This is a genomic window from Streptomyces sp. NPDC048603 (assembly GCF_043199475.1).
Lineage (GTDB): Bacteria > Actinomycetota > Actinomycetes > Streptomycetales > Streptomycetaceae > Streptomyces.
Genome location: NZ_JBICVY010000019.1, coordinates 107,283 through 133,485, shown reverse-complemented (window position 1 = coordinate 133,485; position 26,203 = coordinate 107,283). Strand labels below are relative to the sequence as shown.

26 protein-coding genes are annotated in these 26,203 nt (G+C 70.0%); 12 read left to right on the top strand and 14 right to left on the bottom strand.

Annotated elements, in window-relative coordinates:
• Positions 1 to 928 precede the first annotated feature (928 nt).
• Complete coding sequence (locus ACGFQ9_RS35110) at positions 929 to 1,180, bottom strand: hypothetical protein (RefSeq protein WP_393579621.1); 252 nt, start codon at positions 1,178 to 1,180, stop codon at positions 929 to 931.
• 240 nt (positions 1,181 to 1,420) lie between these two features.
• Between ACGFQ9_RS35110 and ACGFQ9_RS35105 the strand changes: the two genes are divergently transcribed.
• The 4 genes from ACGFQ9_RS35105 to ACGFQ9_RS35090 all read left to right on the top strand — a co-directional run bounded on the left by ACGFQ9_RS35105 (position 1,421) and on the right by ACGFQ9_RS35090 (position 5,539).
• Complete coding sequence (locus tag ACGFQ9_RS35105) at positions 1,421 to 1,786, top strand: hypothetical protein (protein ID WP_393579619.1); 366 nt, start codon at positions 1,421 to 1,423, stop codon at positions 1,784 to 1,786.
• Between the two features lie 2 nt (positions 1,787 to 1,788).
• Positions 1,789 to 2,127 carry a hypothetical protein gene (locus tag ACGFQ9_RS35100; protein WP_393579618.1) on the top strand — a complete coding sequence of 113 codons (339 nt, stop codon included), beginning with the start codon at positions 1,789 to 1,791 and terminating at the stop codon, positions 2,125 to 2,127.
• Between the two features lie 855 nt (positions 2,128 to 2,982).
• Entirely contained in the window at positions 2,983 to 4,797 is a 1,815-nt protein-coding gene (locus ACGFQ9_RS35095; RefSeq protein ID WP_393579616.1) for a hypothetical protein, read from the top strand.
• Between the two features lie 10 nt (positions 4,798 to 4,807).
• Positions 4,808 to 5,539 (top strand): hypothetical protein, encoded by a 732-nt coding sequence (locus ACGFQ9_RS35090; protein WP_393579615.1) that lies wholly within the window; start codon positions 4,808 to 4,810, stop codon positions 5,537 to 5,539.
• Between the two features lie 224 nt (positions 5,540 to 5,763).
• On the opposite strand, the gene ACGFQ9_RS35085 is transcribed toward ACGFQ9_RS35090, so the two are convergent.
• The 3 genes from ACGFQ9_RS35085 to ACGFQ9_RS35075 all read right to left on the bottom strand — a co-directional run bounded on the left by ACGFQ9_RS35085 (position 5,764) and on the right by ACGFQ9_RS35075 (position 9,524).
• Positions 5,764 to 6,090 carry a hypothetical protein gene (locus tag ACGFQ9_RS35085; RefSeq protein ID WP_393579614.1) on the bottom strand — a complete coding sequence of 109 codons (327 nt, stop codon included), beginning with the start codon at positions 6,088 to 6,090 and terminating at the stop codon, positions 5,764 to 5,766.
• 206 nt (positions 6,091 to 6,296) lie between these two features.
• Complete coding sequence (locus ACGFQ9_RS35080; protein ID WP_393579613.1) at positions 6,297 to 7,706, bottom strand: hypothetical protein; 1,410 nt, start codon at positions 7,704 to 7,706, stop codon at positions 6,297 to 6,299.
• Between the two features lie 510 nt (positions 7,707 to 8,216).
• On the bottom strand, positions 8,217 to 9,524 hold the full coding sequence (locus ACGFQ9_RS35075; RefSeq protein ID WP_393579612.1) for a hypothetical protein: 1,308 nt from the start codon (positions 9,522 to 9,524) through the stop codon (positions 8,217 to 8,219).
• 433 nt (positions 9,525 to 9,957) lie between these two features.
• Here ACGFQ9_RS35075 and ACGFQ9_RS35070 point away from each other — a divergent pair, with 433 nt between their 5' ends.
• The 3 genes from ACGFQ9_RS35070 to ACGFQ9_RS35060 all read left to right on the top strand — a co-directional run bounded on the left by ACGFQ9_RS35070 (position 9,958) and on the right by ACGFQ9_RS35060 (position 11,731).
• Entirely contained in the window at positions 9,958 to 10,413 is a 456-nt protein-coding gene (locus ACGFQ9_RS35070) for a hypothetical protein (RefSeq protein WP_393579611.1), read from the top strand.
• Between the two features lie 66 nt (positions 10,414 to 10,479).
• Positions 10,480 to 11,256, top strand: coding sequence for a hypothetical protein (locus ACGFQ9_RS35065; RefSeq protein ID WP_393579610.1), 777 nt, complete (start codon positions 10,480 to 10,482; stop codon positions 11,254 to 11,256).
• Positions 11,257 to 11,452: 196 nt separating this feature from the next.
• On the top strand, positions 11,453 to 11,731 hold the full coding sequence (locus ACGFQ9_RS35060) for a hypothetical protein (RefSeq protein ID WP_393579608.1): 279 nt from the start codon (positions 11,453 to 11,455) through the stop codon (positions 11,729 to 11,731).
• 93 nt (positions 11,732 to 11,824) lie between these two features.
• Here the strand turns inward: ACGFQ9_RS35060 and ACGFQ9_RS35055 are convergent, their stop codons facing one another.
• Together ACGFQ9_RS35055 and ACGFQ9_RS35050 are read right to left on the bottom strand one after the other, a co-directional pair.
• Complete coding sequence (locus tag ACGFQ9_RS35055; protein WP_393579607.1) at positions 11,825 to 12,337, bottom strand: hypothetical protein; 513 nt, start codon at positions 12,335 to 12,337, stop codon at positions 11,825 to 11,827.
• A gap of 136 nt (positions 12,338 to 12,473) precedes the next feature.
• A complete protein-coding gene (locus ACGFQ9_RS35050; protein WP_393579625.1) occupies positions 12,474 to 13,010 on the bottom strand; it encodes a LexA family protein in 537 nt (178 codons plus the stop codon).
• 139 nt (positions 13,011 to 13,149) lie between these two features.
• On the opposite strand from ACGFQ9_RS35050, the gene ACGFQ9_RS35045 reads away from it, so the two are divergent.
• Positions 13,150 to 13,332 (top strand): hypothetical protein, encoded by a 183-nt coding sequence (locus tag ACGFQ9_RS35045; RefSeq protein ID WP_393579606.1) that lies wholly within the window; start codon positions 13,150 to 13,152, stop codon positions 13,330 to 13,332.
• A 241-nt stretch (positions 13,333 to 13,573) separates the two neighbouring features.
• Here the strand turns inward: ACGFQ9_RS35045 and ACGFQ9_RS35040 are convergent, their stop codons facing one another.
• Entirely contained in the window at positions 13,574 to 14,443 is an 870-nt protein-coding gene (locus ACGFQ9_RS35040; RefSeq protein ID WP_393579605.1) for a hypothetical protein, read from the bottom strand.
• A gap of 241 nt (positions 14,444 to 14,684) precedes the next feature.
• Between ACGFQ9_RS35040 and ACGFQ9_RS35035 the strand changes: the two genes are divergently transcribed.
• Positions 14,685 to 16,322 carry a hypothetical protein gene (locus ACGFQ9_RS35035; protein ID WP_393579603.1) on the top strand — a complete coding sequence of 546 codons (1,638 nt, stop codon included), beginning with the start codon at positions 14,685 to 14,687 and terminating at the stop codon, positions 16,320 to 16,322.
• 145 nt (positions 16,323 to 16,467) lie between these two features.
• On the opposite strand, the gene ACGFQ9_RS35030 is transcribed toward ACGFQ9_RS35035, so the two are convergent.
• A complete protein-coding gene (locus ACGFQ9_RS35030; RefSeq protein ID WP_393579601.1) occupies positions 16,468 to 16,725 on the bottom strand; it encodes a hypothetical protein in 258 nt (85 codons plus the stop codon).
• Positions 16,726 to 16,781: 56 nt separating this feature from the next.
• Entirely contained in the window at positions 16,782 to 17,969 is a 1,188-nt protein-coding gene (locus tag ACGFQ9_RS35025) for a hypothetical protein (protein ID WP_393579599.1), read from the bottom strand.
• 290 nt (positions 17,970 to 18,259) lie between these two features.
• Here ACGFQ9_RS35025 and ACGFQ9_RS35020 point away from each other — a divergent pair, with 290 nt between their 5' ends.
• The 3 genes from ACGFQ9_RS35020 (at position 18,260) to ACGFQ9_RS35010 (ending at position 20,127) form a co-directional block, all read left to right on the top strand.
• Entirely contained in the window at positions 18,260 to 18,619 is a 360-nt protein-coding gene (locus ACGFQ9_RS35020; protein ID WP_393579598.1) for a hypothetical protein, read from the top strand.
• A gap of 134 nt (positions 18,620 to 18,753) precedes the next feature.
• Complete coding sequence (locus tag ACGFQ9_RS35015; protein WP_393579597.1) at positions 18,754 to 19,089, top strand: hypothetical protein; 336 nt, start codon at positions 18,754 to 18,756, stop codon at positions 19,087 to 19,089.
• A 54-nt stretch (positions 19,090 to 19,143) separates the two neighbouring features.
• Positions 19,144 to 20,127, top strand: coding sequence for a phosphotransferase family protein (locus tag ACGFQ9_RS35010; RefSeq protein WP_393579595.1), 984 nt, complete (start codon positions 19,144 to 19,146; stop codon positions 20,125 to 20,127).
• Between the two features lie 60 nt (positions 20,128 to 20,187).
• Here ACGFQ9_RS35010 and ACGFQ9_RS35005 read toward each other — a convergent pair whose 3' ends face one another.
• From ACGFQ9_RS35005 to ACGFQ9_RS34985, 5 genes are read right to left on the bottom strand one after another with little or no spacing between them, the layout of a single operon-like run.
• Positions 20,188 to 21,432 carry an ATP-grasp domain-containing protein gene (locus tag ACGFQ9_RS35005; RefSeq protein ID WP_393579594.1) on the bottom strand — a complete coding sequence of 415 codons (1,245 nt, stop codon included), beginning with the start codon at positions 21,430 to 21,432 and terminating at the stop codon, positions 20,188 to 20,190.
• On the bottom strand, positions 21,429 to 22,580 hold the full coding sequence (locus ACGFQ9_RS35000) for a glycine amidinotransferase (protein WP_393579593.1): 1,152 nt from the start codon (positions 22,578 to 22,580) through the stop codon (positions 21,429 to 21,431). The genes ACGFQ9_RS35005 and ACGFQ9_RS35000 overlap by 4 nt, the downstream gene beginning before the upstream one ends.
• Positions 22,581 to 22,603: 23 nt before the next feature.
• On the bottom strand, positions 22,604 to 23,557 hold the full coding sequence (locus ACGFQ9_RS34995) for an aspartyl/asparaginyl beta-hydroxylase domain-containing protein (RefSeq protein WP_393579592.1): 954 nt from the start codon (positions 23,555 to 23,557) through the stop codon (positions 22,604 to 22,606).
• 15 nt (positions 23,558 to 23,572) lie between these two features.
• A complete protein-coding gene (locus ACGFQ9_RS34990) occupies positions 23,573 to 24,973 on the bottom strand; it encodes a hypothetical protein (protein WP_393579590.1) in 1,401 nt (466 codons plus the stop codon).
• 42 nt (positions 24,974 to 25,015) lie between these two features.
• Positions 25,016 to 26,188: a cytochrome P450 gene (locus ACGFQ9_RS34985; protein WP_393579589.1), complete on the bottom strand. Its 1,173-nt coding sequence runs from the start codon at positions 26,186 to 26,188 to the stop codon at positions 25,016 to 25,018.
• Positions 26,189 to 26,203: the final 15 nt, after the last annotated feature.

The window sequence follows — 26,203 nt, the reverse complement described above, 5'->3', positions numbered from 1 at the left end:
GCGGAGGCCTGACGGCCTTTCAGGGAATTCCTTTCGGAATTCCAAAGAATTCCGCCTTTCGGCGGAATTCCGCAGGAATTCCCCTTCGGGGAATTCGGGGTGGTGGGGGTGAACCCCCTTCGGGGGTTTTGCTGGGCGGGTTTGTATTGCCTTTCGGCAATTCTTGGTTGGTGGGTTTTTGAAAGCCTTTCAGGCTTTCTCTAATTCCCGCGTTGCGGGAATTGATGGGGTGTTGGTTGCGGGGTGGGGCCCGCCTGCCGGCGGGTGGGGTGGTGGGTGGTGTGGGCCCCTTCGGGGCTTTGGGGGTGCGGGGGTGTTTCGTTGTGGGGGTGTGGCTAGGGTCTGGGGGTTGGTGTCATGTGTGGTGGTTGGTGGGTGGGTTGGTGGAGGCTGGGTTGGGGGTGTGGGCCCCTGTCGGGCCTGCGGGGGGTGTGAGGGGGCGTGTGCGGGTGTCGGGTGGACGGGTGGGGGTGTTCGGGGGCGGGGGTGGCGGTGTCGTTTCCTGAGGGGGTTTCAGCGCCCTTCCGGGCGCCGTTTCCGGGGTGGGCCGCCGTTACGTGCTTCCCGATTCACGAGGGTGGGAGCATGGCGGAATACCGGGACGACCTTACGGTCGAATTCCTGGGGCTCTGAATTCTATTCCTCCACCGCACGGGGCTCTGCTCCGGTGCTCCTCGCGCGCCTCACGGACGGACCGTCACACCCACTGAATCTGATGACACGTCATAGAATGGAGATGAGAAATAAAGCCCGGTCGCTAATCGAATAGAGCACCACCCCTGAAAAAGAAGAAGAGGCCCTTCCGGGCCTCCCCCACACGACTATCACACCGTCAAAACACCCCACCCCCCGGCCACTTCCGACACCACGATCCAACCGCCCCCGACGAGGCCGGAGAAACTCCGGGGCGCGGGCAGAACACCCGCAGTCAGGCCCCGGCGCCGGTCTGGCCGGCACACGAGGAGGTGAGCCACAGACCGGTGCGGCGGAGGTGCTCGCGGCCGGCGGCGCTGCGGGCCCGCGTGGCGTCCTCGCGGTTGGCGGCGGCGTTCTCGCGCAGTTCCTTCGCCTCCTGCAAGTCCCCAACCACGTTGCGGGCTTCGAGCCGGTCGGCGATCCTGTCGAGCCGCGCCGCGCTGGTCTCCTGGTAACCGGCGTAGTGCTCGGTGGCCTTATCCACATCGCCAGCCCACACATGGGTGGCGCAGCAAAGAACAGGCTTCTTCACGAGGTGACTCCCCGGAGCGAGATACGGATTCGGGCGAAGACCGACCGCCACCACCGACCAACAAGACAACAATAACATGCATTCATCACTCAGGGTGTGGTCGAAAGTCCCGGTCGCGCGCCCGGCCCGGGTGATCCCTGCGATCATGGTCAGCCAGCAACACGCGCACTGGCCGGACTCGTTGGGCGGAATATGCAGCACTCCACCTCCAGACTTGACCCACTGGCAGAGCGCGCGGTGCTCGCCGCGTGCGCGCTCGCCGACGCCAGCGGGCCGGAAGAATGGAGCGCGGGCGCCTTCGAGGACGCGGCCACCGCTCTGGAGGTACTTGCCGGGGCGCTGTCCGGCCTGAGCCTGCAGGCCGCTGAACTCCTGGAGGTCGTGCCGGCCGTTGTCGCCGCGCTCCGCGAGAGCGTCGAGGGCGTGCCGGCTGCGGCCGCCCCGCCCGGTACTGCCGGCCGGGCGAGCGCCCCCACGGTGTTGAGCACCGGGCTGCGGGGGCACTCGCCGGGCACAACCTCAGCGCGCGCGTCCACCAGCTCGGCCCGTCCCTGCTGACCGTGACCATGGACTCGGCCCGCGCCCAGGCCCTCGCCACGCTCCTCGCCGTCCGTCGTGAACTGCCACGTCAGGCCCCCGCCTCTGAGGACGAACCCCGCTGGGGCACGGGGCCGGCCGACACGGCCGCGGCGGCACTCGCGGCGGCCCTGGCCGCCTACGGGACGGGGACGTACGCCAGGGTCCTCGCCTCCGGGGATGTCTCCGCCGGCCTTCCCCCTGCAGCAGTACTCCAGGTAACCAGCGCCCTGAACACCCCGGCAGCGCGCGCCGCCACACCGGCGTCCCGGCCGCGACGCCGCGGACTCGGGCACGGATGGAAGGGCATCGACGCCGGCTGAAGAGGACCTGGGCGCCGAAGATTCACGAGGTGAGGCCGGTGAGCAGGTCTCACAGAACGTGCACGTCGGCGCACCTGCCTGCCAGGTACTCGACCTGGGCAGCCAGGGCCCTCGTTGTTCACCTAATCCGCGAACGCCTGGGACGGCCCGAGCGGCCTCCGCCAGCGGTTCAGGCCGGGGCGTTCGGCCGGAGCACGGGCGCCATAGAGAACCCGGCCACCGCTCCGCCTTCGAAGGTGCGCCCGCATGACTCACTGTTCTGACGCCAGGGCTGCCCTCACTGTGGTCCGGGAGTGCCCCATGAGCTTGGCGATACGCGATTCGCTTATTCCTGACTTCCGGGCTTCCAGAATGAGAGCATCCCTGGCACGCACAGTTTTCCCATACCGAACAAGCCGCTCCTCGATATCGACACTCTCGCCACTTTCCAAGGCCTTACCCGAGGCGGCTGCTCCATGCTCAGGAGATGGCACGTACTGGATATCTAGATCTGTCGACGGTGCCGACCTATCGCCCGTCTCGATATATTCGATCACTTTAACCATTCGAGTTCTGGGGTCCCTGTACAGATCTGACCTGCGCAGATCTGTACACAAACAGGCTTGAAATGGGGGCGATCCCCACCCCCGTTGGGCTGTACGGGTGATTCTCTTCCTTCGGCAAGGCTCCGGATTGCCCGGTTTGGGCCGGGATCCGAGATCGTACACGCCACGAGCGGCCGCGCGCCCTCAGAAAACCTCACCCCACACAGGAGATAAATTGCACATCCCGCGAGTGGTCGTAGGGATTGATTTCGGAACATACGGGTCCGGGATTGCCCTCCTTGTCGGAAAGAATTCGGTAGGGGTCGATGAGGTGAAGCCCACTCTGGTGACCGCCTGGCCGGGCCAAACCGTTGAGTCCCCGAAAAACCTGACGGCCCTGCTGATCGATGGGGAGCAGGACGTCGCCGGCTGGGGATATGAGGCCCGGTTCCAGGCACGTACCCAGCGCCCCGCTGCTGACGCACCGCGGTACTTCAGCGGATTCAAGATGGGTCTGATGCACCGCCCTACGCCGACAGCAGCGCTGGCTGAGCTGGAGGACGAGGAGGTGTTGGACGATGCCGAGGATGACGGGGACTGGGACGACGAACAGGACGTAAGCGAGCCCGAGGTCGCATGGGCGCAGCCGGACGCTGATGCCACCGCTCTCGCCGGGCGCAGGGAAGACCCAGACGAGGCTGGGGTGCGGTTGTGGGCATCCGTCGACCTCAAGGACCTGCCTCCGCGGGAGCGGTCCGTAGCCCTCATCACTCTCTATCTCCAGCGCCTCTACCGCAGGGCATTGGACGAAGCGCACCGCTGGGGCTACGGCCCTGACGACATCCGCTGGTGCGTCACGGTGCCGGCCATCTGGACGGACGAGCAGAAGCAGGTCATGCGGGACTGCGCGATCCGCGCCGGACTGCCAGCCGAGGACGGCCGGCTGGTCCTGGCGATCGAACCCGAGGCAGCCGCCCACTACGCCCGCACCAGCGGCGTCAACGTGCCCGGAGAGCAAGGGAAGGGCGACAGTGACCTCCAGGCCCCGGGGTGCCGGTTCGTGGTCGTGGACTGCGGTGGCGGCACCGTCGACCTGACCTCGTACGAGAACGACGCCGAGGGCCAGATGGTTGAAACGGGCATCCCCACCGGAGGCCCGTACGGTGCGGAGGCGATCAACCGGGCGTTCCGTGAGCGGCTCCTGGTCGACCGCTTCGGCAAGGCCGAAATCGTCGACGGCCTTGAGGAGAGATGTCCCGAGGCCTTTCTCGACCTCTGCGAGCAGTGGGAGCGGTCGAAGCTGGACTTCACCGCGGACCGGACGAGTCCGTTCTTCTTGAACATCCCCACCGCCATCGACCGCGCGCTGGGCGCTGCCGTGCGCAAGCGCCTGACCCGCAAGCAGGACGGCACGAATGACCAGATCGTCGTCACCGTCAAGGAGGCGGTAGAACTCTTCGACACCGTCGTCCCCGAGATCCTGGACCTGATCGACGGGCAGCTCAAGGACACTGAGAACGTGTCACCAGCTGGCAGCCCCCGCCCGCTCATCCTGCTCGTCGGCGGGTTCGCCGCCTCCAGGTTTCTCCAGAGCGCTGTGACCAGCCACATCGGTGAGCGCGCCCGGGTCCTCGTCCCGCCGGACCCGGCCGCTGCGGTCCTGCACGGGGCCGCGCTCTTCGCCTACGAACCCCGCATCCGCGCCCGGCGAAGCCGCCTCACCTACGGAGTTGAGATCGCCGATGAGTTCGCGGAAGGCGTGGACCCAGAAGAGCTGCACCATTTTGACAGTTTCGGGAAAAAGCGCTGCAAGAAGCGGTTCGCGAAGATCGTCACGCGTGGTGACCTCATCGACACCGACGAGGAGAGCCACGGGGTGTTCGATCCCATTGAACCGACGACTACAGCCATCAGCATCAGGCTGTACTCCTCTACCGAGGACGACCCTCGCTACGTCACCGACGCTGGCTGCACAGCAGTCGGCCGCATTCAGGTGGACCTGCGCAAGGTCATGGAGTTCGCTCACAAGGACCGCGGTGTCGACCTCTACCTCCGGTTCGGTGAGACGCAGATCAAGGCGCGCGCCGTCGTCAAGAAGAGCGGCGAAGAAGTCTCCACCACGATCCGTTTCACCTCCGACTACTGAGGCACACATCATGAACGAACGCTCACCTCAGCTGCCGTACGCGGCGGCTGGCTTCAGCAACACTCCGGCCCAGGCCGCACCACCCAGCGACCCCTTCTACTCCTCGGGGGACGCCCGCTACAGCGACATCGCCCGGCGGGTCACGCTCCTTGAACGGGACAACCGCATCCTCCTGAGCACCCTGAACGGGTTGCAACAGCGCCTTCGCGACCTCGAAGAGCATCTACATGCCCAGGAGATCAGCCGCCGGCGGACCACGCCGTCGCCCTCCGCCGCCAACGACCACCTCGCCATCGCCCGCGAATACCTGACCTGCGTCGAACAGCACGTCCACCCCTTCGCGAGAGAGGCCACCATCAAGCTTGGAGGCCAACTGCGGCCCGAGCCTCTGCACCACAAGATCGCCAAGCTGACCGCCGCCCTGTTCGGCGCCACGACACCGACCCCCCGCACGGTCCTGGACGCAGCGGGTCTTGCACCCCACGACACCCTCACCACCACCGCAGCGCAGCTGTGTGAGAAGGCGAACGGGCTGCGCAAGCGTGCAAGGGACACTGGCATGCCCTTCGCCTTCGACTTCGAGTACGCGCACGGCGCGCCGCTCGACGAGACCTGGCAGAAGCCGTGGGCCTCCTGCGAGGCCGACCTGCCCATCCAGTTCGTTGTTGCGCCTGCCTATCTGGTGGCAGAGCGGGTGTATGCCCAACAGCTCGTCCACACTGGTGTGTCCTACCCCGCCTGACCTGTACGGGACCGACTGCTGTCCCTGCACAGGTCCGCTGACGCGAAGAGCAGGTCGGGTTCGCCCTCCCGCTCAATAGCGACGGACACCGCCCCCTCCGGGGCGCTTCGACGGTGGCGAGGACGGTTCCGTGGTCGTCCGTGATCAGGAACCGTATGAAGGCTCCTTCGAAGGGCCGGGCCCCGGGCACGCCTTGGTGCCCGGGGCGGGACTGCGGGACGCGGTCAGGCCATATCGAGGAGCACCGCGACGACGCGCTTGGTGACCTCCTCCAGGCCGTCCGAGGAGCTGGTGCAGTCGAAGTACTCCAGGAGGAAGGTCGGCTCGGCGTTCTTGTCCGCGTGGACGTAGAGGTCTCCCTCGTGGTCCACGCCCACGATGAACCGGGTGCCGTCCAGGGTGGCGATCTCGCCGGTCACGCCCCAGTAGCCGGACTCGGCGTGCCAGTCGTCGCCGAGGAGCTTCACCGCCTGGCGTGCGATGTCCGAGATGGAGAACGGGTACTCGCGGCCGGGTGCGGGGTCGTACCGATCCGCCGTCGCCATGGTCATCTGTGATCCTCTCGATCGTGTCTTCGGGTCTGGTCGGCTGCCACCACCAACCATGAAACAACTATAGCATGCATACATCACCTTCGCGACTTGATGCGCCTCTCTGGCCAGCTGAAGTCGCCTGCGTCAGCGCCGACCGGATCCGCCGGCGGCGGGCGGGGGCCCGGTCTCTCCACCAGGCCCCCAGGCCTCCGGTCACCGTCTGATCAGACCCCGGATCCGGCGCCTGCGGCGGCAGCGCTCCGGCTACGGGCCAGATGCAAGCACCGGATTCCTCCGCCCGGGTGCCACTCCAGGACCGGCTCGGCAGACCTCCCATGCTCTTCGCACCAGGCGACGGGGATGACGCCGCCGCAGGCGTGGCGCTTGCACGCACAGGCCTCTCCCGATCCCGCGTATGCCAGCCCGTGGCGCACCACTCCGCCCGCCTGCCGGTCCGAGGCGGCGCCCCGGAGGGCGGCCGGCCACGCCAGGGTCACCTTCAACCCGCCCGATCCGGTCCTGAACCGGTCGATGACCCGCACTTCGCCGGGCACCGCCAGCGGATCCGCGCCAGGCACGGCCAGTCGGCGCAGTGACGCTCCGAACGTCCCGGCTGTCAGCTCGGCCAGCACGTCGGCGTCGTCGTCGGTCGTCCAGCCCGACAGCTGGTCCTCCTCTTCAGCGTTGTCCGCCAGGATCAGCAGCGGGCCGTCGAGGCGGAGCCTGGTCACGCCTTCGGCACCGTCGAGGAGCAGCATGGCCGGCGGCATCTGCGAAGGGATCTCGATCTTGTCGTGGTCGAGGAGCCAAGCGGCCACTGCGCGGCGGTCGAACTCCGGGTGGGTGTCCGTCCCGCCCACCGGGCGCGGGAAGTCGGGGTGCCTCCGGCGCCAGTTCACCACCGCGGCCCGGCCCACTCGGGCGATCCTCGCCACCTCCGCCAGCAGCACCATGTCCAGCCCCGGGGTGACCGACACGAGGCCCGCGAGCGGTGAGCGGCGGCCCGCGGCCACGGTGCGCAGCGCTTCCCAGTCGACTCCGGGCCGCAGGACGGGGAGCAGGGCGAGATCGACCCCCGAGTACAGGGGGACCCTGGTCCGGCCGCCGTGGGACTTGTAGTCGATCGTCACGGAGCCCACGGGGGAAATCCATCCAAGCCTGACAATCTGGTCATAATCGACTCGGCGCACGCCAAGCCGGACCGCGGCCTGGTCCGGGCCCAGGGGGACGTGGCGGTCGAGCAGCGCCGGCAGGTCGCGGCGGCGGGCGAGGGCGGCCACCTGGTCCGGGTGGACGTCGGGGCACGCCGCTTCCCCTCCGAGCCAGACCAACAGACCCGCCTTCACCAGGTGGCCGACCGCCGCGGCCGTCACCCGCGTCCGGCAGCGCGGCAGCGGCTCACCCAGGGCCTCGGTCAGCCGGTCCGCCGCCTGCCCTGCGCCCATCGGCCCGCGCAGCGCCGCGCGGACGCCTTCCGCGTCCACTGCCTCGACCGCGGACCGCGACCACTGCCCCGGCCCCGCATCCGCAGGCGGGACCAGTCCGGACCCTGCCGCCCACCGCCATGCGGCCACCGGGACTCCGAGCCTCGCGGCCGCCGCCTGCTCGTCGTAGAACTCCCGCTGCTTGCCCATCACGAACTCCTCTCCGGGCCCCCGTCTGGAGCCACGCCTGAAAGATGACGAAAGATCCCTTTTATTGTCAATGGCCTTTTTTCGGCCGGTAGTTGGTGGCACACCGCCAGATCCCCGCCCGCGTACACGAGGGGGAAATTCACTCCTGTGGGTGAATCGGAGCCGGTCGGGCAGACCGGTGAACGAGGGCCCGATGCGACAGGTGCCGGAGCGGCGTCGCCTCGGCGGCGCGCTCACATTGAGGCCTGGTCGGCCCGTACGGCGGACTGCATCAGCGGAAGCGCGCCAACTGTCGCGGGCCGGGGTGCAGTCCCTGCCGGCCGTGGGCCAGCGGTGCGGGCTGGAGACGAGTCCCGGCCCGGGGCGGGGTGCGCGCCGAGGCGCCTGCGCCGCAGAGCGGGCGCCCTGCCGCGGCCGGGCCGAGACAAGACCTTCCACGGGCAGGGGCACTCCCCGCCGGGCGGGGCGGGGGCGGGGCCGTGGACCCCACCCCCGCGTGCTGCCGGTCGGTCAGGCGAGGAGGATGTGCATCAGCAGGTGCTTGTATCCGTCACCCGCCATCTCGGATCCCTCGGTGAAGAGTCCGGGCTTGCTGATCTGCCCGTCCTTCATCTCGCCGAGGTGCAGCGTCACGGTGTCGCCGGTGAAGGCGGCGAGCGCGTCCAGCAGGAAGCCCGGGTTGAACGCGGCGATGCCTCCGCGTAGTCCTTCGCCGGTGCCGTGAGTGATCGTCATCGGGACGGGCATGCCCTTGGTGCGGGCCGTGCCTTCAGCCGTGTCCAGCTGGGGGGCGAGCGTGAGGTTGCCGTCGGCGTCCCAGGCGAACATCGCGGGCACGTTCCTGAGGCCCTTGGCGGTCAGGATGGCCTGGCACTTCTTCACCGCCCGGACGGTCGTGGCCCGGTCGAGCTGGACCGACGTCTCGCGGACCTTGGGGAACAGCCTCCGGTACCTGGGGAAACCGCCGTCCAGCGAGCGCATGGTGACCGTGACGGCGCCCAGCGATAGCGTGGCGCGGGCGACGGGCCAGTTGGCTACGGGCGCCCCGTCGGCGTGGTCGTCTTCGAGGATGCCGATGCCCACGGGGCCGTCGTGGGCCTTCAGCCGCTTGGCCAGCGCAAAGAGAGCATCGACGGGGATGAGCGCTGCCAGCGGTTTGTCTGACGGCGTTGCAGTGGAGGTGACAGGGATTTCCGCGACGGCGAGGCGGTATCGGTCGGTGGCCGCCAAGGCAAGGGTCTCGCCGTCGAGGGTGATGTGGATGCCGTTGAGCGCCGGCAGCGTGGCGTCGCGGCATGCCGCGGGCAGCACGCGGTTGAGCTGGCGGAGGAAGGTCTGGGCGTCCATGGTTGCCATGGCGGGCACGGCGTCGAGCGGCTTGGTGTACTCGTGGATGTCGTGCGTGGTGACGGGCACCGTGAGGTGTTCGGTGGCCAGCAGGTCTCCGTCGAGCGAGATGCGGGTCCGGGCGGCCACAGCCTTGGTCTCTCCGGCGACCATGGCTGCGAGGGTCTTCTTCAGCTCGGGGAAGTCGAGGAGCGAGGAGCCCTTCGCGAGCGGTGTCGCAGCGGGGATCGTGACGGACACGGACGTGTCGAAGTCGTGGGCGCTGAAGACGATCCGGTTCCGGCCGGTCTCGATCAGCACGCCGCGCTGCGCGGGCGGCTGAGCCTTCGGAGCAATTCCGAATTCGGCGAAATTCAGAGCGTCGATGATCTCCGCGTGAATTCCGGCGAAGTTCGCGGTCGGCTTTACGGGCTGCTTTTCCTCCTTCTTTGTGGTGTCGGAGGTAGCGACCTGCGTCTTGGGCGTGGTCATAGCTCTCCCTGGGGAGTGAGATACGGATTCGGCTTGTTGGCCGACTGCCACCGCCGACCAACGAGATAACTATACCATCAACGCCTCACGCTTGAGCCAGGTCGGGTCCCGTTTTCGGCCCAATCCGCCCCCGGATTTCGGCGTCTGAGCAACTGGGGTCCGCAGCGCCTGCTGCGGGGCGTACCCGTCCCCCCGGACCGGGTCTGAGGCCGCACGGTCAGTCGCGCGGCCAGGAGACCCTGCCGTGGCGCGGCCCCCAGGAGCGGCACGCGAAGGCGTTGGAATCGGCACGGTGCGCGTCCTGGCTGCGCGACCCGCCGGGAGCCGCTCACCTGGCCGAACATCCTTGCGGAACAGATTCGGTCGTGGGCATGTTGGCCCTGTTCGCCGACCTTCTTGGTCCGGCGGAAGCATCCCCGAAGGAGCCCCCACCGTGGAACCGATCGCGCTGCGCGACGCCATCCTTGCCGCCCTGGAACCCGTCATCGGGCTGGAAGGCCGGGCGACCGAAGGCGGTCTGGGAGACGGCCTGGCTTACGGCGTCGTCACCCGCACCGCCAGCGGCGGAGAGGCCTGGTGGCAGATCTCGGTGCGGACCACCCCCGAGTCCCGGCCCACCGTCCCCGATCTCGACCCGGCGCCCACCCTGCCGGCCTCCGGACCGGTCCGCGTCGGCGACATCGAGCTGCTCCTCGCCCATGCCGCCATGTCGGCCGGCGCCGTCACCGCCGCCCGCTACAGCATCCGCAAGAACCCGCCGGCGCTCAAGTACGGCGTGCACATGGAGTTCAAGGACGAGACGGCCGCGTTCCTCCAGCTGCAGTGGGTACTGCGGCCCGGGGAAGAGCGCCGGGAGCACACCCGAGGCCAGCACCGCGACGAGGTATAGGGCTAAAGGGCCTGAGACAGGGTTGATGGCCTCCGGAGGAGACGTTCAGCAGGGGAAGATCAGGGCGTGATCGACTTCCTCAAAGAACACCAGACGCTCATACTCGCGCTCCTCCCCATTGTGTTCACCTTCGCCGGAGCCTGGCTCGGCGCCTGGGTCCAAGCCCGCGGAGGAGTCGCACAGGCCGCGGCCGCGGAGAAGGCAGCGAAGACGGCTGCGACAGCAACCCTCCAAGCAGTCCGGGAACAGGCCGAGCACACCGCAGCCGAGGCCCAAGCCGCTGCTCTGCGCGAGCAGCGGATCAGCGCAGCCAGGAACCTGATCCGCGCCGACAGGGTGCTCGGCCGAGTTCTGCACACGATGTACCGGGAGCCCGACTCGGACTCCACGCCCTCCTACGACGAACTCCTTGACGCCTGGGGAGTGGTCCAGCTTGTCGCTCCCGCCCCCCTCACCGACGCGTCCTCCCGCGTTCTGGCAGCGGCGCAAGGCCTTCAGCTCCTTGCTAGCCAACGAGGAGAGGCATACCGGCTTCACACGCAGCTGACCAGCGTCCGTTCCTGGATGCCGGAATACCACGACGCCCGCCGGGCGGTGGAGGCCCTGGACGCCTTCCGCGCCGCTTATGCAGCCGATGAGACGAACATGATGGAGGTGCACGATGCGGCGTCTGCAGCCCTCGACCGACTCACGACCCTGGACTCAGGGCAGGCGTTGGCTCTGCTCAACGACTGCTTGGAACCTGAGATAGGTCCCTTGCTCACCCAGTCCTGGCGGGAGCACAAAGAGGCCCTGGACACATTCGTCAGCTGTGCGCGCACCGTCCTGGGTGTGAACGACTAGAGCCTGTCCGGGCGAGCTTGCAGACGCCGTCGCTCCCTACATCGAACGGAACATCCGCACCGCCGCCGAGCGGCTCGGGATCCAGGAGCGCTTCGCCTCGCGGTACTTCGACCCGGCCGACCTCGCGGCCAGCATCGCCCAGCAGCGGCAGGCCGCCGAGGACAGCAGCGCTCCCGGCCAGGTCGGGCGTGCGCCGATGCCTCCAGTCGACAACCCGGAGCTCGCGCTGATCCTCGGAGGCGTGCCCGATGCCCTGGAGGAGAGCGGCGGCGACCTCTACAGCGTCATCGTCGTCGTCAACGCCTGGATGGCCGGGGACATCCACGGCGAGGACGGCTGCACCGGCTGGCAGGACGAGCGACCCACCGGCACCGACTGGCAGGCCCGGATGGCCGCCATAACCGCGATGCAGCCGGACATCACCAAGTGGTTCAACCAGGAGGTCTGGACGGCCGCCCTCAACGACACCGGCTAAGGCGTGACCCGAACCTGACCCCCATTGCCCACGTGAGCCGCACCCCGAGCGTCCGTCTCCGCTGCGACGACTCGGCGGCTGGGCCCGTCGGGCTCAGCTTCCCGAGCGGCGCTGCCGGTGGGCGCGGTGGGGTCGGCGGCGCCCCGGTGATGGATCGGGAGCGGCCTCCGGTGAGGAGAAGCCGCCCGGCACCGCAGCGCGCTGCGTCGGCTGCTCCAGGGCTGGGGCCGCGGGGGTGGGGAGTGCGGGCTTGCCCGTGGCCAGGATGGTGATGTGCGGGATGTTCCGGGCGCAGGCCTGGCAGACATCGGCCAGGGTCCAGACCTGGCCTACGGCAGGGTTGTGGACGAGGACCAGAAGGCTGGGGCCAGCGCAGTGGACGCGGGTTTCGTGGAGGGCGCACTGGGCGCTGCCGCAGCTGCAGGCGGCGTTGGGGCGGGCGCCTGCGAGGCGTCCGTGGGCTTTGGCGTGCTCCGCGGCGAAGCGCCGCATGCTCGCAGCGTCCTTCGAGCGGGGCGGCATCCGGCACGCGGCGGTGCTGCAGGTGACGGACACGGTGTGATCGGTGTGGCCGGTGAGGCGGACCGTCCAGGTCCGTCCCGGCACGCGTGCTCCGGGCATCTGGGTCAAGTGGGGTCCCGTCGTCGTGCTGGTAAGGGCCGGCGTTCCTGCCGGCTCGTGAGGGAGCCGTGTGCGTACGCCGCTTCGCGGAAGGCCCTGCCGGCGGCGTGAGGCGCTCTGGTCAGAGCGCGCGCAGGACGGCGACCACCTTGCCGAGAATAGCTGCGCCGTCGCCGGGGATCGGCTGGTAGGCCGCGTTGTGCGGGATGAGCCAGACCTGGCCGTTCTCGCGGCGCAGGCGTTTGACCGTGGCCTCGCCGTCCAGCGCGCTGGCGGCGATGCGGCCGACGAGCGGCACCTCGACGGCCTCCGCCGTGTCGGCCGAGGTGCCGAAGTGGTCGGCGGGCGTGCCGCGCCGGACGCGGTAGGCGCGGGGTTGGTGCGGGTCGCGGTAGAGCACGCCCTTCTTCTCCAGCGCCAGGAGCTGGTGCGCGACGGAGGAGGTGCTCCGGAGGTGGACGCCTTCGCCGATCTCCCTCATCGAGGGCGGGTAGCCCTGGCAGGCGACGGCCTGGTCAATGAACGTCACGATGGCGGTCTGGCGGGTTGTGAGTCCGTCCGGGCCCGGGCGTGACACCGGGCGCGCCCAAGGCGGGCTTCGGATTCGACGACGTGCATGTGGTGCTCCCCCCTGAAGGGAACTTGCGTGCAGGGACAGTAACCCGCATACCACCACATCTTTTCGATAACGGGGCGTGCCGACCTCACAGCGGGTGGTGAGGGGACCGGAGGACGGGAACGGATCGCCGCGCTCGCATGGTTTTGCAGCAGAGAGGCCGACCGCTCATGATCCGCATGTGCCGTTTCACGTCAGGCTGCGCTTCGGGCCGCCGTCCTCCCCCGCCGTCACCGGCACCTGGGACAGCGACGCAACCGCCGAGCGGAAGTTCAGGGGGTTCATCGGCCGCTACGGCAGCCGGGCGGACGTGCGGATCCAGTGCTGCTGGAGGAGACCGCTGCTGGACAACTCATCGTGGTGAAGACGTGGACGAAGGACCGTGGCGAGGAGACCCGCCCGGGCCCGTGAGGGCCGGAAGACGCCCCGGCTAGAACCCCGTGTTCGCGATCTTGTCGGACGCCCGCCGCCAGCCCGAGCGGGTACAGACACTGGCCCCCACTCCAGTGGCGGCACATCACAGACCGGCGGGCGGAGGTGTTCCGACCTTGTGTGGCTGCCCACTGCTCAGCAACGCTACTGCCGCAGCAGCCCCCGTAGACGGGTTACTGCAGCAGCTCGTCCAAGTGCCGGGGCACCATGCCTCCCTGCCCGTCGGGCATGTTGAACCACAGGTCGCCCATGCCCCCGCCGGCAACCGGCCGGTTCTCCATCGGCGCATCACCGATCACGTCCAGCAACTCCACCACCCGCTGATGCGGAACCTCGCGGGCCCGCTCGACTATCCCCTCGCTGCGCAGTGCATCCATCAAAAGCGTCGCCAACATGACCGCGCTGCGCTGATGGACCGGGTCGGGGCTGGTCATCATCGGGTGGCCGCTGATCATCGTCTCGCGGGCTTCGGCGCTGCACACTGTGTACCGGACCATCACGTCACCGCGCTGCCCGTAGATGATCGCCCCGGGGCGACTGCGGGCGCCGGGATCGCTGGAGTCGACCGTGCGGCCGACAAAAGGGCCGTCTCCTTGCCGGGTGAGCTCGGGGAACTGCTGGATGGTCGGGTCCACGGTGCGACCGGGCAGCTCAACCAGGCAGTGGCCATAAAAGCTGCTGCCCTCCCAATAGGGGTCCTTCCTGCCGTACGAGGCCTTGGGGGTGCCGGACGGTGTGAGGACCTCCAGCGTCACCGGCCACACCTCGCTGTCCAGGCCCAGGAGTTGGTAGGCATGGTGGAGAGTGAGGACGGAGTCGACACACACGTTGGCGCGTTTTCCTACTTGGATGGTGCAAAGCAGGAACGGCAGCGCCAGCTCGATCAGGGCGTCTGGCGGGGCCAGAGCAAGGATCCTTCCGGCGGCCTCGGTCGTGCCTGACCCGAAACGGCCTGGGGTGAACGTGGGCCGGTCGGAACGCAGCGCGGTAGCCCGCGGGCCGCGCGGCTGCCGGTTCGGGGAACGACGGCTCTTCTTGGTCATCGGCGGAGCGTACGGGCAGAGGGGCGAGCCGGTAAGAGGGCGTCCGCTGAGGCGGCCCCGGACCATACGAATCCGGACACGTCTGCGATCCGGGCAGGTACTCATCCCAGGAGGCGTCTGGCGGCTCCTCCACCAACCGGCCTGACCGGGGGTCGCCGGAGGTTCTTCGATGCCTGCCCGCGCCGGGGCATGCGCGGCATAACGTGCTGTCGCAGTGCCGGACTGTCAGGGAGGGCGAAGCATGGCGGTGAACAAGACGGAGTATCGGATGTGGGTTCGACTTGCCCGAAGGGAGGATCTGCCGTCGGCCGCGTTCGAGGCGGTGGTGGAGGGGCTGGTGCCCGGTCCGGAGGGCTTCGATCCCGGTTGGCAGGAGAAGGAGTTCGCTCGGGCTCTGCCTGCGTTGTTTCGCAGGGTCGATGAGCAGAGCCTTCGGAATCGGTTGATCGCGGAGTCGGGCAGCGCGGTTCCCAAGCTGATCCGCCAAGGCGTGGTGGGCGGGCCGGACGTTCCTGCGGTGCTTCGCCATCACGCCGTCAACGGCGAGCTGGTGGCTGCTCTCGCACGACACGATCGGCATCGCGACGTGGTCACCGAACTCGTGGAGGCACGCGACCTCAATGAACTCATGGGGATCCTGCTGGCGTCCGGCAGCCCCCACCCGGAGGAGTCCTACGACCTTCCCTCGGTACCTGGGTTCCTGTTCGACGCAATCCTGGAGCGTGCGCTGACCTGTGCCACCGCCCAACTGAACGACTTTGTCGCCGATCACGAGCGGGAGACGGCAGACCAGCACTTCGGACCCGCTCGATGGCCCGCCTACGGGATGGTCGCCCTGATCCTAGAGAGGTGCCCGGAACGGTGGCCCGCCCTGGTGAAGGACCCCAAGTACGGCAAATCCGTCCAGCACACCCTTCTGGATCATGTGGACACCGCGCAGCTCTCCGATGACGTCCTTGCCGCGTGCGGGGCGGCCGTGTCCATGGGCGAGTGGGCGGACCTGGCCAAGCCGCAGTCCAGCCAGCGCGCCCGTCTGCGGCACATCAGCGACCGCGTCAACCGGCATCCTCGGCTGCGCGAGATGGCCGTGGAACAGCTCCACGAGGCGAGCGTCGACTGCCTGCGGCGCGGCCGGCTCCTACAGGTGACCGCGCTTCGGCGCCTTCGCGACCACGAAGCAACCTCGCTGGCCCACGCACTGGCCCTGACCAGTGCCGACGGGAAGGACCTCGCCAAGATCTGGGCGACTGTGATCGGGCTGGCCGAGCCGACCGCGGTGGAACGCCGCTCGGGCTTCGACGGGGATGAACCAGTTCCCCCGAAACGGCTACTCAGCGACGACCACCGCATCAGCGCACTCGCCGCCCTCGCCGCAAACACATACCTTGATCGTCGGCTGGCCCTTGAGGTACTGGAGGACCTCCACACTGTTGAGGTGCGATGGCTGGTCGCCGACGACGACGTTCCGACCTGGCTGAAGGAAGCGGCAGCCCGCCACCTGGCGACGATCAGCCCGGAGAAGGACGACCCGGTGCCCCGCGTCCTGAGCGACGAGGAACTCGACGAACACGACAACCCCGCGGCGGTCATGCAGACCTGGCTCGACGCCGTCAGGGATCACCGGGGGGCGTTCTTCGACCAGGTCGAGTACGCGATCATCAAATCCCGTCACCGCACCGACGCCCTGGTGGCGCAGGTCCGTGCCCACATCGTTCTCAGCGACTTCGAGCAGGACCTGGCGGCGGAAGCCTTCTTCAAGCTGTGCGGCACCGATCCACAGAGGTGGAACGTCGTGACCGGGATTTTGACGCGTAGGCAGCGGGACTTCGAGGAGACGTTCGGCGAGTTCCTCCAACGGCTGGAAGTCGCGTTCAAGTGAGAAACGCACTGACGCGGAGGTCCAAGATCGCCACCGGTCCTCACCTCGGCATCTGACCGCCGTCCCTGGCAAGGGGACGCAAGCGGAGCTGTTGTATCGGCGGGTCGACCGAGCCGACCCGCCCACTCCGCCGGCGGAAGTACGGTCAGGCGACCGTGACCCGCAAAACGTAGGGCCGGCCCGCGCTGATGGCTTCTGCCTGGTCCCGCAGGTCCGCACCCGTGAAGCCGAGCAGTGCCTCGTCGGCGGCCCGGCGGAGCAGCGGAATGATCTCGGCGACGGGCCGGCCGCGGAGCGCGTCGGCGAGCTCGGCGAAGGCCCGCTGGTAGGGGGCTCCGTACGTGCTCGCGCTGTCGGCCAGCAGGTGGTCAAGGTGCTGTCGCTCGATGCTGATCTCGCCCATGGCCCGCTCCTTCGGTCCTCCGGGGCCCCGTCCGGTCCGGGGCCTCGCCTTCGACGCTACGAGGCCGGTCTGACATCGACCTCCGACCCGGCATGGGGCGCGTTCCGGCTGATGAGGTCCTGGAGCTGCTCGCGGACGGGTGGCGGCATCAGCCCGTCGGTGGCGAGGAGGTGCCACTGGCAGCCGGGAATGAGCCGGTCGAGCCGGTGGAACTCCCCGAGCTGGTAGAGCAGCACCAAGGCGTCGAGGGCGTGCTGGGCGGGTGGCCAGTCGCGCTCCTTCAGGGTGCTGAGCACGGCCAGGCCAGCCATCGCGTAGCGGCCGTTCATCCACTCCAGGGACGCGTTGCCCAGCTGCCCGGCGGCGAGTTCCTCCTCGACCCGGCCGCACAGGTCCAGGGCCCACTGCCGTACGCCGGCGGCTGTCTTCCAGGCCCGCGCCAGGTCCTGAAGCGGAGCGGTGGCGGCCAGGTCGCGCAGATGGTCGCGGGCATCGCGCACGGGGCCGAGGGCCAGCTGGTTGTCGTCGGTGAGGACCGCGTCGGCGAACTCGGGGACGTCTTTGCGGGTGGTCTCGACGAGGGACGCGATCGGGTTGGCCGTGGCGGTGGGGTTCATCGCGCGGAGCAGGTCACCGATGTCTTCCAGGGACATCGTCCCGTTGATGGCCGCGGCGGCCGCGGCCAGTGCGGCGTCCTTGGGTGTGGCGGTCGGCGTGCCGGGGTTCTCGTCGAAGGCAGTGAGCTCGGCCGGGGGCCAGGTGTGTCCGTCGGCGCGGGCGAGGCGGGCGATGCCTTCGTCGATCCGCCGGGCCCGGGCGGGGACCAGGGTCACGGTCAGGCGGGCGTCGGCGATGTGGTCGGCGAGGTCGTCGAGCCGTTGGTCCGGGTCGGTGTCCGGTTCGTCGTCGCCGGGGACGGCGAGGGTGTCCACCGCGGCGGTGAAGGCGGCCCGTACCGTCTGCTCGGGTACGGGGAGCTCTTCGTCGAACAGGAGCAGTGCCACGTCGTTCGGGCGCCTACCGCGGCCGGCGTGACGGGCGAGGCCGAGGACGAGGTCGAAGCTCTCGGGCGCCGGGGTGGAGGTGCTGCCCTTCCCGCGGCCCAGGCCTCCGCCGGGGACATTGCCGAGCAGCAGGCTGCGGCTCCTCCAGACCTCCAACATCTTCGCGGTCACGGTGAACCCGTGCAGGTGCGCGTGGTCGATCAGCAGCTGATCGGCCGCGCTCGGGGTGCCAGTGGACATGCCAGGGAAGGTACCGACGCCCTTCAGGGCAACGACCGGGCGTTCACCTCATCCGGTGACTCCCCGCGGAACGGCCACCAAAGAGCTACCCCATGACGTAGCGGTGGCGCCCCTTTTAGAGCCCCCCTACCTCCGCCGGGTCACCTCGGAGCCGGTCCGCTCAAATGGCGGGGACCTGAAGGGGGTTGCGTGGCTAACCCCCCGAACCCGCACTGTGCCGCCCAGGACGCGACGTCAATGCGCGGCTCTTCATGCTCCGCCCGTCATCAGACAGAGACAAGGACACCACCATGCTCACCGACGTGCTCACCGGCTGGACCGCGGAGACCTTGGGCGGCCTCACGCTGCTGGCGGGGGCCGCAGCCTGGGGCTGGCTCCGCCGGCGCCGGAACCAGGCCGGCCCCGGCATGGCCCCCGCCATCACGGCTGGCGAGGCCGTGCGGCCGGTTCGCACCTACACCCTGCTCGGAGCCCGGGCCACAGACGGCCAGCCCGTCCACTTGCCCAGCAGCCGCCCCGCCGGCATCCGGGTCACCTGGATCGGACCCGCAGGTAAGACGGAGCAGTTCGAGTTGACCGACGCGGTGCTGCCGGACGGCACCTACGCGGCGGAGCGCGTATCGGCGTACCTGGAGCGCGGCGCCCTGTGACTGGAACGCCGGACCGCCAACCGGGCAGGGACCGGGCGTTGGTCGTGGCATTGCCGACTCCCCCGACCCTCTCGTGTATGAATTCCTACAGGTGTAGCTTTTCATACACCAACTCCTGTGGAGGATTCCTGACCATGCGGATCACCTTCGACCTGCCCGACGTCTTCGACGGGTCTCAGACCGTCGAGCTTCCCGAGGACGTCGCCGTCGCCCTGTACGACGGCCTCACGAACAGCCGTGCCGTCATCGACCCCAAGGCCGAGGACTTCGACGAGCTCATCGCCTCCACTAGCCTGCTCAGTCGACTCATCGCCCACCTGACGCTGTCCCGCGAGCGCCACATCGCGGCGGCTGACGCCACCAGCCCCAACGCCAACCGCCGGGCCATCGGCATCGCCGCCGCGATGCAGCCCTCGCAGCTCGGTGTCGTGCTGGAACGCAACGGCCGGCCTCGCAACCGCAGGATCTGACCAGCGGACTCCAGCCCAGTTCCCCGAAGTCCTCACAGCCCGGAAGGAAGTCCCGTGGAACTCCACGTCATCGAGCGGTCCGCCAACGCCTTTCAGCAGGGCCTCACCGAACACCAGATCCTGGCGGTCGCCCGACGCGCCTTCGGGCCCGGCACCGAGGTCCGTTCCGCAACAGAGCTGGGCGGCGGCATGTACAACACCACCTACCGCATCGACCTGGCCGGCCGCGAGGAGCCGGTCGTCCTGCGGGTGGCACCCGAACCGGACAGGCAGTTCCACTCCGAGCAGGAGCTGATGCGCGCGGAGTACGCGTCGGTACCGTGGCTCGCGCCGATCGCCGACCTGATGCCGCGGGTCCTGGCGGCCGACTTCACCCAGGCCGTCATCGGCCGGGACTGGATGATCCAGTCCTTCCTGCCCGGCACCCCGGCACCGGAACTCCTCGGGTCCTACCCGAAGCAGACACATGGGGCGTTCTTCCGGCAGATGGGGGAGATCACGGCGGCCGTGCACGCCGTCGCCGGACCGTGGTTCGGTCCGGTCACCGGTCCCGGGCACGCGCGTTGGAGCGAGGCCGTCGTCACGTCCCTGCGCCTGATCGCCGAGGACGTGGAGACCTGCGGTCTGGACGCGGCCGACCTCCGCAAGGCCGCCGATGCCGCCCAGGCCGGCGCGCAGATCCTCGACGAGGTCGCGGTGCCTCGGCTGCTGACCGGGGACCTGTGGACGGTGAACACGATGCTCGCGGCCGCCCCGGTCCCGACGATCTGCGGTGTCCTGGACATGGACCGCACCTGGTGGGGGGATCCGGAGGCGGACTGGACGATGCGGATGGCCCGGGCCAAGCAGGACGCCCGCCTGGCGTTCTTCGACTCCTACGGCCGCCCGGAGGAGACCGAGGCCAGCGCATGGCGGCGGCACGTGTACGAGGTGCGCCACCTCGGCGCGCTGCGTCTGGAGCGGCACCGGCTCGGCAACGAGGCTGGAGTCGAGGACTCATACGGGGCGGTCGCCGAGGAACTCGCCGCCCTGATCTGACCACGGACACACCGAAGGGGGCGCCACCCAGGTCTGGGTGGCGCCCCCTTCCCTGTGCGGTCAGGCGGGCTTCGGTTCGACGTGGACGTCGATGCCGTGGAGCAGTTGGGCGACGCGGGCCTGGGTGGTGCGAGCATCGGGGCTGACGACGATGAAGCTGCCGAGCCGTCCGGCGTTGGTGTGGGCGGGTCCGACCGTGTCGCCGAGGCGGGCGCGGAGCCGGACGAGGGGGGTGTCCGGGCCTGGTCTGGGCAGGCCGGTGACAGAGGTGAGCCGCCCGGCGGCCGGACTGGTGAGGAACTGGGCGGTGGCGTGGTGGCGGCGGGCGGGGGTGAGCCGGGCTGGGCGGCCGAGCGCGATGTCGAGGAGGGCCGTCCAGGGGTTGATGCCGAGGGCGTGGTGGAGGAGTTCGCCGATGTGGCCGGCGCCGATGCGGGCCGCGGTCTCGATGACGTACGGGCGGCCGGTGGGGGTGACGATGACCTCGGTGTGGGAGGCGCCGTTGCGGATGCCGACGGCGCGGACCGCCTTGCCCACCTCCCGATGGATGGCCTGTTCCACTGCGGGCGGGAGCTGGGTCGGCAGGGTGTGGGCGAGTTCGACCCGGTGGGGACCGCGGGTGGTGGTCTTGGTGGTGATGGCCAGGTGGGTGGTCCGCCCGTGCTGGGTGAACGACTCCACGCTGTACTCGCGCCCCGGGATGTACTGCTGGAGCAGCACCGTACGGCCTGCCGTCCCCGCGTACATGCCCGGCGCGGTGTGGGCCGTCTGCCAGGCGGTGTCGGCGTCCTGGAGGCGGGCGAGGACGGTGACGCCCTGGGAGCCGGCGGCGTCGGCCGGTTTGACGATGACGGGGAGCCGCATGCCGGGCCGCAGGAAACGGGTGCGGAGCATGGCCGGGGTGGCGATGGTGTGGGTGCGGGGCGCGGTGACGCCTGCGGTGGTGAAGGCGGCGGCCATGGCGGCCTTGTCGCGGGCGGCGTGTGCGCGGACGGGGTCGTTGCCGGGCAGGTCCAGGAGGGCGCAGGTGTGGGCGGCCAGCGGGGTGAGGTACTCGTTTGTGGTCAGGACGGCGGCGGCGTTGATGCGGCGGGCGTAGGCGACGGTGTCGGCGAGGGCCTGCTGCGGGTTGGCCAGGTCGGTGGTGAGGGTGCCGGCCAGCAGGCCGCGCAGGGCGGGGCTGTAGCCGGTCAGGGCCTGGGGGGTGGTGACGGTGTGGACGGGGTGGCCGGAGGCGGCCGCGGTCCGGGCCAGGTGCCCGGACTCGGGGCCGGCCGCCTCCAGGAGCAGGACGGGACGGTTCACGTGAGGTAGTCCTCGCACGTGCCGTCTCGGCGTGTGTCGAGGGTGAAGCAGTGGAAGCCTCCGCCGAAGAGCCTGCGGTGGCGGTGTCGTACGGGGACGACCGTGAAGTGCTCGGCTTCGAGGGTCTTGATCAGGCCGGTGCAGTCGGCGTTGACCAGGACGGTGTCCGGATCGACGGAGAGGACGTTGAGGTCGATGTAGGGGCTGGTCAGGACGAGGTCGGCGTCGCCGTACGCGGGGAAGGCGCCGGTGTCCGGCTGGGGCGGGACGATGAACTTCCAGCTCTGCAGCGGTTCGGGGAGCATGTCGCGGATGCCGTCGTGGCGGGCGAGGAACACCCCCGGGCGCAGGGCGAGGAGCATGGAGTCGATGTGGTTGTCGGCCAGGCGGTAGACGCGGTGGATGCGGTAGCGATCCCCCAGGTGGCGCTCCAGCCATTCGGCGCCGCGGGCGTGGTTGGACTGGGCGATGTTGACCACCAGGTCGCGGCCGAGGCGCAGGACCTGGGCGCCGTCGAGCATCATCTCGTAGCCGACGTCGTAGGGGCTGGGCTGGGGGTCGTCGATCGGCTCGGTGGGGCCGCCGAGGGTGGTGGTGGCGTCGCGGGCGTAGGAGAGGTCGAAGCTGGCGTCGGTCAGGGTGGGGCGCGGCATGGTGGTCCAGCGGGCGCTGGCCTGCCAGTAGCTGGTGAACACGTTCGCGAGGAGGCGGGTTTCCAGGTAGCGGGCGCGGATGGCGGGCGGGGTCTCGATGATCTCGTCGCCGAGGATGAGGGTGTTGTCGCGGATGTTCAGGGCGGGTACCGGGGGTGCGGTCCAGCCCAGGCCGGCGATCGGGGCCGGGTCGGCGGGCAGGGGGATCGGCCGGTGGACGGTGATGCCGAGGTCGGCCAGGACCTGGGCGAGGTCTTCGACGTCCTCGGCGAGTTCCTCAGCGTAGCGGCGGTTGATCGCCCACTGCTCCGGCCGCATGCCGGCCTCGGTGGGGGTGATCAGGCGGGGGTAGGCCCAGTCGGAGCGGAAGCCGGTGAGGTTCTCGTGGTGGAACAGCTCGAAGCTGATGTCGCGGTCGTGGCCGGTGTAGTTGGCGGCGGATCCGACGATGATCTCGCGCAGGCGGGTGAAGTCGTCGTGGCTGTTCAGGTGCATGGGATGTTCCTTCGTCTCGCGGGTCAGGCCGTGGCGGCGGTGAGCGTGCGGTGGGTGTGGGCGCGGCCGTGGCGGGCGTGCAGGACGGCGCCGCCGTCCGGGGTGGGGGCGAGGGTGCGGGCTTCGCTCCAGGCGCTGAACCGCCACTCTCCCGGGCCCGCGGGCAGCAGCGCGAAGGTCCGCTCGGCGGTGGTGAGCGTGAGGTGGCCGGCAGCGTGGCCGAGCTCCGCGGGCGCCGGGTCGCCGTCGAGGGGCTGGTCGCGGCTGAAGTCGGTGAACCCGGCCGGCAGGTGCAGGGTGCGGGGCAGGCCTGCGGGGACGGTCCGGTCCAGCGGGGTGGGGTAGTTGATGAGCGCGTCGGCGTCGGCCAGCTGCTCCTGCCAGGCGGGCGGGAACATGGCGGCGAGCTCGATGGTGAACAGCGTGTCGATGACGGCGTGGACGCGGGTGGTGGTGCCGAGGTTGCGGACGGCGTGCTCGCGGGAGAAGTCGCCGTACCAGAAATCTCCGGGCTGCCAGGTGTGCTCGGTGCCGTCGAGGTAGAGGACCGCGTCAGGGTTCGTGGTCAGGGGGATGTGGAGGCGGGCGCAGCCGCGGGCCAGGCTGTACTTCGGGTCGCAGTGCCGCTCGCCGACCGCGCCCGGGCCGAGCGCCATGAGCCGGGCGGCGTTCAGCGGGGCCGGGATGGAGGCGAGGACTTGGGCGAGGTAGGGCATGCGGTCCAGCCAGCCGGTGGGGGCGTAGGTGTCCGGGCCCGGGCCGCCGGGGTCGGTGCGGTCCGCATCGCCGTTCGGTGCGATCAGCGGCAGGACCCGCCAGTCGATGTCGGTGACGGTGCCGAGCAGGCCGCCCGGGGCGCGGCCCTGCTGGAGGTCCCAGGTGTGACCGGTGACCTGGGCAAGGTCGGCGGCCAGGCGGTCGGCGTCCAGGGACTGGTTCAGCAGTGCGGCGGCAGGCGGCAGGGGTGTGGTGGTCATGTGACTGGGCTCCGTTCAGGAGGAGAAGGCGGTGGCGGGGGTGCCGACGTGGTCGGCGGGGTCGAAGGCGTCGGCGGGGCGGGTGGCGAAGCGGGCATCGAGCCGGGCGAAGGGCTCCTCGTGGCCGGTGACGGGGTCGTGGGCGAGGCAGAAGACGAACTGCGCGCCGTCCGGGCCGGGAGCGATAGGCATGGAGACGATCACCCCGGTCCGGGTCGCCGGGTTCCAGGCCAGGTCGAGGTCGGCGAGGGCCTGGTGGAAGGCGGCGGCGTCGGGGACGTGCCAGGTCGGGGGGACGTGGTACTCCACGACCGCCCGGGCCGGGTGGGCCTTGGTGTCGACGATCCGGTGGGCGATGACCTGGTAGATGTGCAGGGACCCGGAGACCTGGGCGTTGACCTCGGTGAAGTACAGCCGGCCGTCGGGGGTGGTGATGGCGTCTGCGGACAGATGGCCGCGGTAGCCGAGCGCGCGGTAGGCCTCGGCGAGGCGGGCGCCTTTGTCGACCAGGCGGGCGTGCACCAGCGGATTGAGGCCCTGGAGCGGGACCGTCTGGTGGGAGAGGCGGCGGCCGACATAGTGCAGGCGGCCCTGCTCGGTGGGGCAGGTGCCCGAGTCGTCGGCGAAGTGCTCGGAGTACACCGCTTCGGCGCCGGGGGCGAACGTGGCGACCACGACGGGGTGGCGGCCGTCGGCGGATGCCCAGGCCCAGCGCTTTTCCCAGTAGGCGCTGACGCCCGCCGGACTGGGGGCGAGGCGGTGCAGGTGTCGGGCGCCGACGTGGTCGGTGGCCAGGCTGCTGCCGGGGCCCAGGAGGATTTGGTTGCCGACGCCGGCGCCGTTGTGGGCCTGCTGGACGACCACCGCCTCCGCCTGGTCCAGGAGCCGGTGCGTGGCGGCGACGGCTTCCTCTCGGGACCGGCAGACCTCCCCGGGAACGGTGGGGACGCCGGCCGCCGCGGCGATGGCCCGGAAGTTGGCCTTGTTGTTGCCGATCTCGGCGCCGCCCTGCGCGAAGTACGCCAGCCCGGGCATCCGGTCGGCGAGCCTCAGGGCGGTGGCGAACCGTGCGACGGAGGCCGAGGGCCACAGGGCGAAGATCTCGCCGACCGCCTGCGGGCCGCCGGCAGGGCGCAGCGCGGCGCGGACCTGGTCGAGGAACGCGGGGTCGGTGAGCGATTCGGGGTCCAGGAGCATCCCGCCGTAGCGGCCGGGCGGGGTGGTCAACACGGTGACCTCGTCGGGTCCGGTGCCGGTGAGCGTGAGGGTGTAGTCGAGGAAGGCGGGGTCGGGTTCGGTGCACAGGATCAGGACGTCGCCGGGGCGGGCGAACCAGGCCAGGCGCTGCGTCCAGGCCCGCATGTCCGTACGGGTGCGGATCGCGGGGTCGATGTGGTTGCCGATCAGGATGCGCAAGGGGATCTCCGAGCAGAAGGACGGGCGGCGGAGGAGGCGTTGTCAGGGGCGGAGCGAGGCGGGGACAGCGGCGAAGGTGCGCATCGTGGCCGACGGCTGCCGCCGGGCGGTGCCGGCAGGCCGGAGCGGTGCGGGGTGGGCGCGCAGGGCGTCGAGGGCGGCCCGCAGGCAGGCCTGGGCGGCGCGGGTGCCGATGCAGGAGTGGGTGCCCCAGCCGTATCCGAGGTGCCGGTTGTCGCGGCGGTCCAGGAGCAGCCGGTCGGGGTTGGGGAAGCGGGCGGGGTCGCGGTTGGCGGCGGCGAAGAGCACCACGACCGGGTCGCCGGCCAGGATGGGGATGCCGGCGATCGTGGTGGCGTGGGTGGCAGTGCGGCTGGTGCCCTGGACGGGCCCGTCGAAGCGGACCAGTTCCTCGGCCGTCGACGGCACGACCCGCGGGTCACGGCGCAGCCGCTCCTGAGCGTCCGGGTGTGCGGTGAGGGTGTGGAGGGCGTTGCCGAGGGCAGCGGTCATGGTGCTGTAGCCGCCCTGGAACATCACCCGCGCGGTGTTGCGTACGAACAGCTCCCTGGTCTCGTCGGCTGCGGGCGGGATGTGGGCGCGGACGTGTGCGAGGAGCCCGCCGCGGCGGCCGGTCTCGGCGAACCAGGAGCCGACCAGGGCGGTCAGTTCCTCGCGGGCCCGGCGGCCGGGCTCTACCAGGGCGGGGTCAAGGCCGCCGTCCATGCTGCGCATGATCGCGTCGGAGGCGGCGGCGAACTCGGCGAACGGCGGCTCGTGCACCCCGAGCAGGTCGCAGACCACGGACAGGGACAGCGGGGCGGCGAACTCGGCCATCACATCGAACGACGGCCGCTCGGCCGCCTCGCGCAGAAGGCTGGCGGCGAGGGAGCGGGCTCGGGCCTCCAGGCCGGGCAGGTCCTGGGCGCGCAGGGCATTCATGAAAAGGGAACGCACGCGGGCCTGGTCAGGCGGGTCCAGGGACTGCACGCTCAGGCTCGCCTCGGGCACCGTAGAGCCGGTGCGGCGCCGGTCGCGGGCGAAGACCGTGTGGTCGCGCAGGACGGCCGTGCAGTCGGCGTACCGGGTGACCAGCCACGAGGACATGCCGTCGTGCCAGGACACCGGGGCCTGCTCGCGCAGCGCGGCCAGCACCGGATAGGGGTTGTTCACGGTGGCAGGGTCGAGGGGTTCGTAGGTCAGCACCGGCAGCACGAGCGTCTCCAGGTG

Coding starts and splice junctions, on each gene's coding strand:
- ACGFQ9_RS35105 (WP_393579619.1), top strand. CDS start 1,421: ATGCAGCACTCCACCTCCAGACTTGACCCACTGGCAGAGCGCGCGGTG.
- ACGFQ9_RS35090 (WP_393579615.1), top strand. CDS start 4,808: ATGAACGAACGCTCACCTCAGCTGCCGTACGCGGCGGCTGGCTTCAGC.
- ACGFQ9_RS35085 (WP_393579614.1), bottom strand. CDS start 6,090: ATGACCATGGCGACGGCGGATCGGTACGACCCCGCACCCGGCCGCGAG.
- ACGFQ9_RS35080 (WP_393579613.1), bottom strand. CDS start 7,706: ATGGGCAAGCAGCGGGAGTTCTACGACGAGCAGGCGGCGGCCGCGAGG.
- ACGFQ9_RS35075 (WP_393579612.1), bottom strand. CDS start 9,524: ATGACCACGCCCAAGACGCAGGTCGCTACCTCCGACACCACAAAGAAG.
- ACGFQ9_RS35060 (WP_393579608.1), top strand. CDS start 11,453: ATGCCTCCAGTCGACAACCCGGAGCTCGCGCTGATCCTCGGAGGCGTG.
- ACGFQ9_RS35040 (WP_393579605.1), bottom strand. CDS start 14,443: ATGACCAAGAAGAGCCGTCGTTCCCCGAACCGGCAGCCGCGCGGCCCG.
- ACGFQ9_RS35035 (WP_393579603.1), top strand. CDS start 14,685: ATGGCGGTGAACAAGACGGAGTATCGGATGTGGGTTCGACTTGCCCGA.
- ACGFQ9_RS35030 (WP_393579601.1), bottom strand. CDS start 16,725: ATGGGCGAGATCAGCATCGAGCGACAGCACCTTGACCACCTGCTGGCC.
- ACGFQ9_RS35025 (WP_393579599.1), bottom strand. CDS start 17,969: ATGTCCACTGGCACCCCGAGCGCGGCCGATCAGCTGCTGATCGACCAC.
- ACGFQ9_RS35020 (WP_393579598.1), top strand. CDS start 18,260: ATGCTCACCGACGTGCTCACCGGCTGGACCGCGGAGACCTTGGGCGGC.
- ACGFQ9_RS35015 (WP_393579597.1), top strand. CDS start 18,754: ATGCGGATCACCTTCGACCTGCCCGACGTCTTCGACGGGTCTCAGACC.
- ACGFQ9_RS35000 (WP_393579593.1), bottom strand. CDS start 22,580: ATGCACCTGAACAGCCACGACGACTTCACCCGCCTGCGCGAGATCATC.
- ACGFQ9_RS34995 (WP_393579592.1), bottom strand. CDS start 23,557: ATGACCACCACACCCCTGCCGCCTGCCGCCGCACTGCTGAACCAGTCC.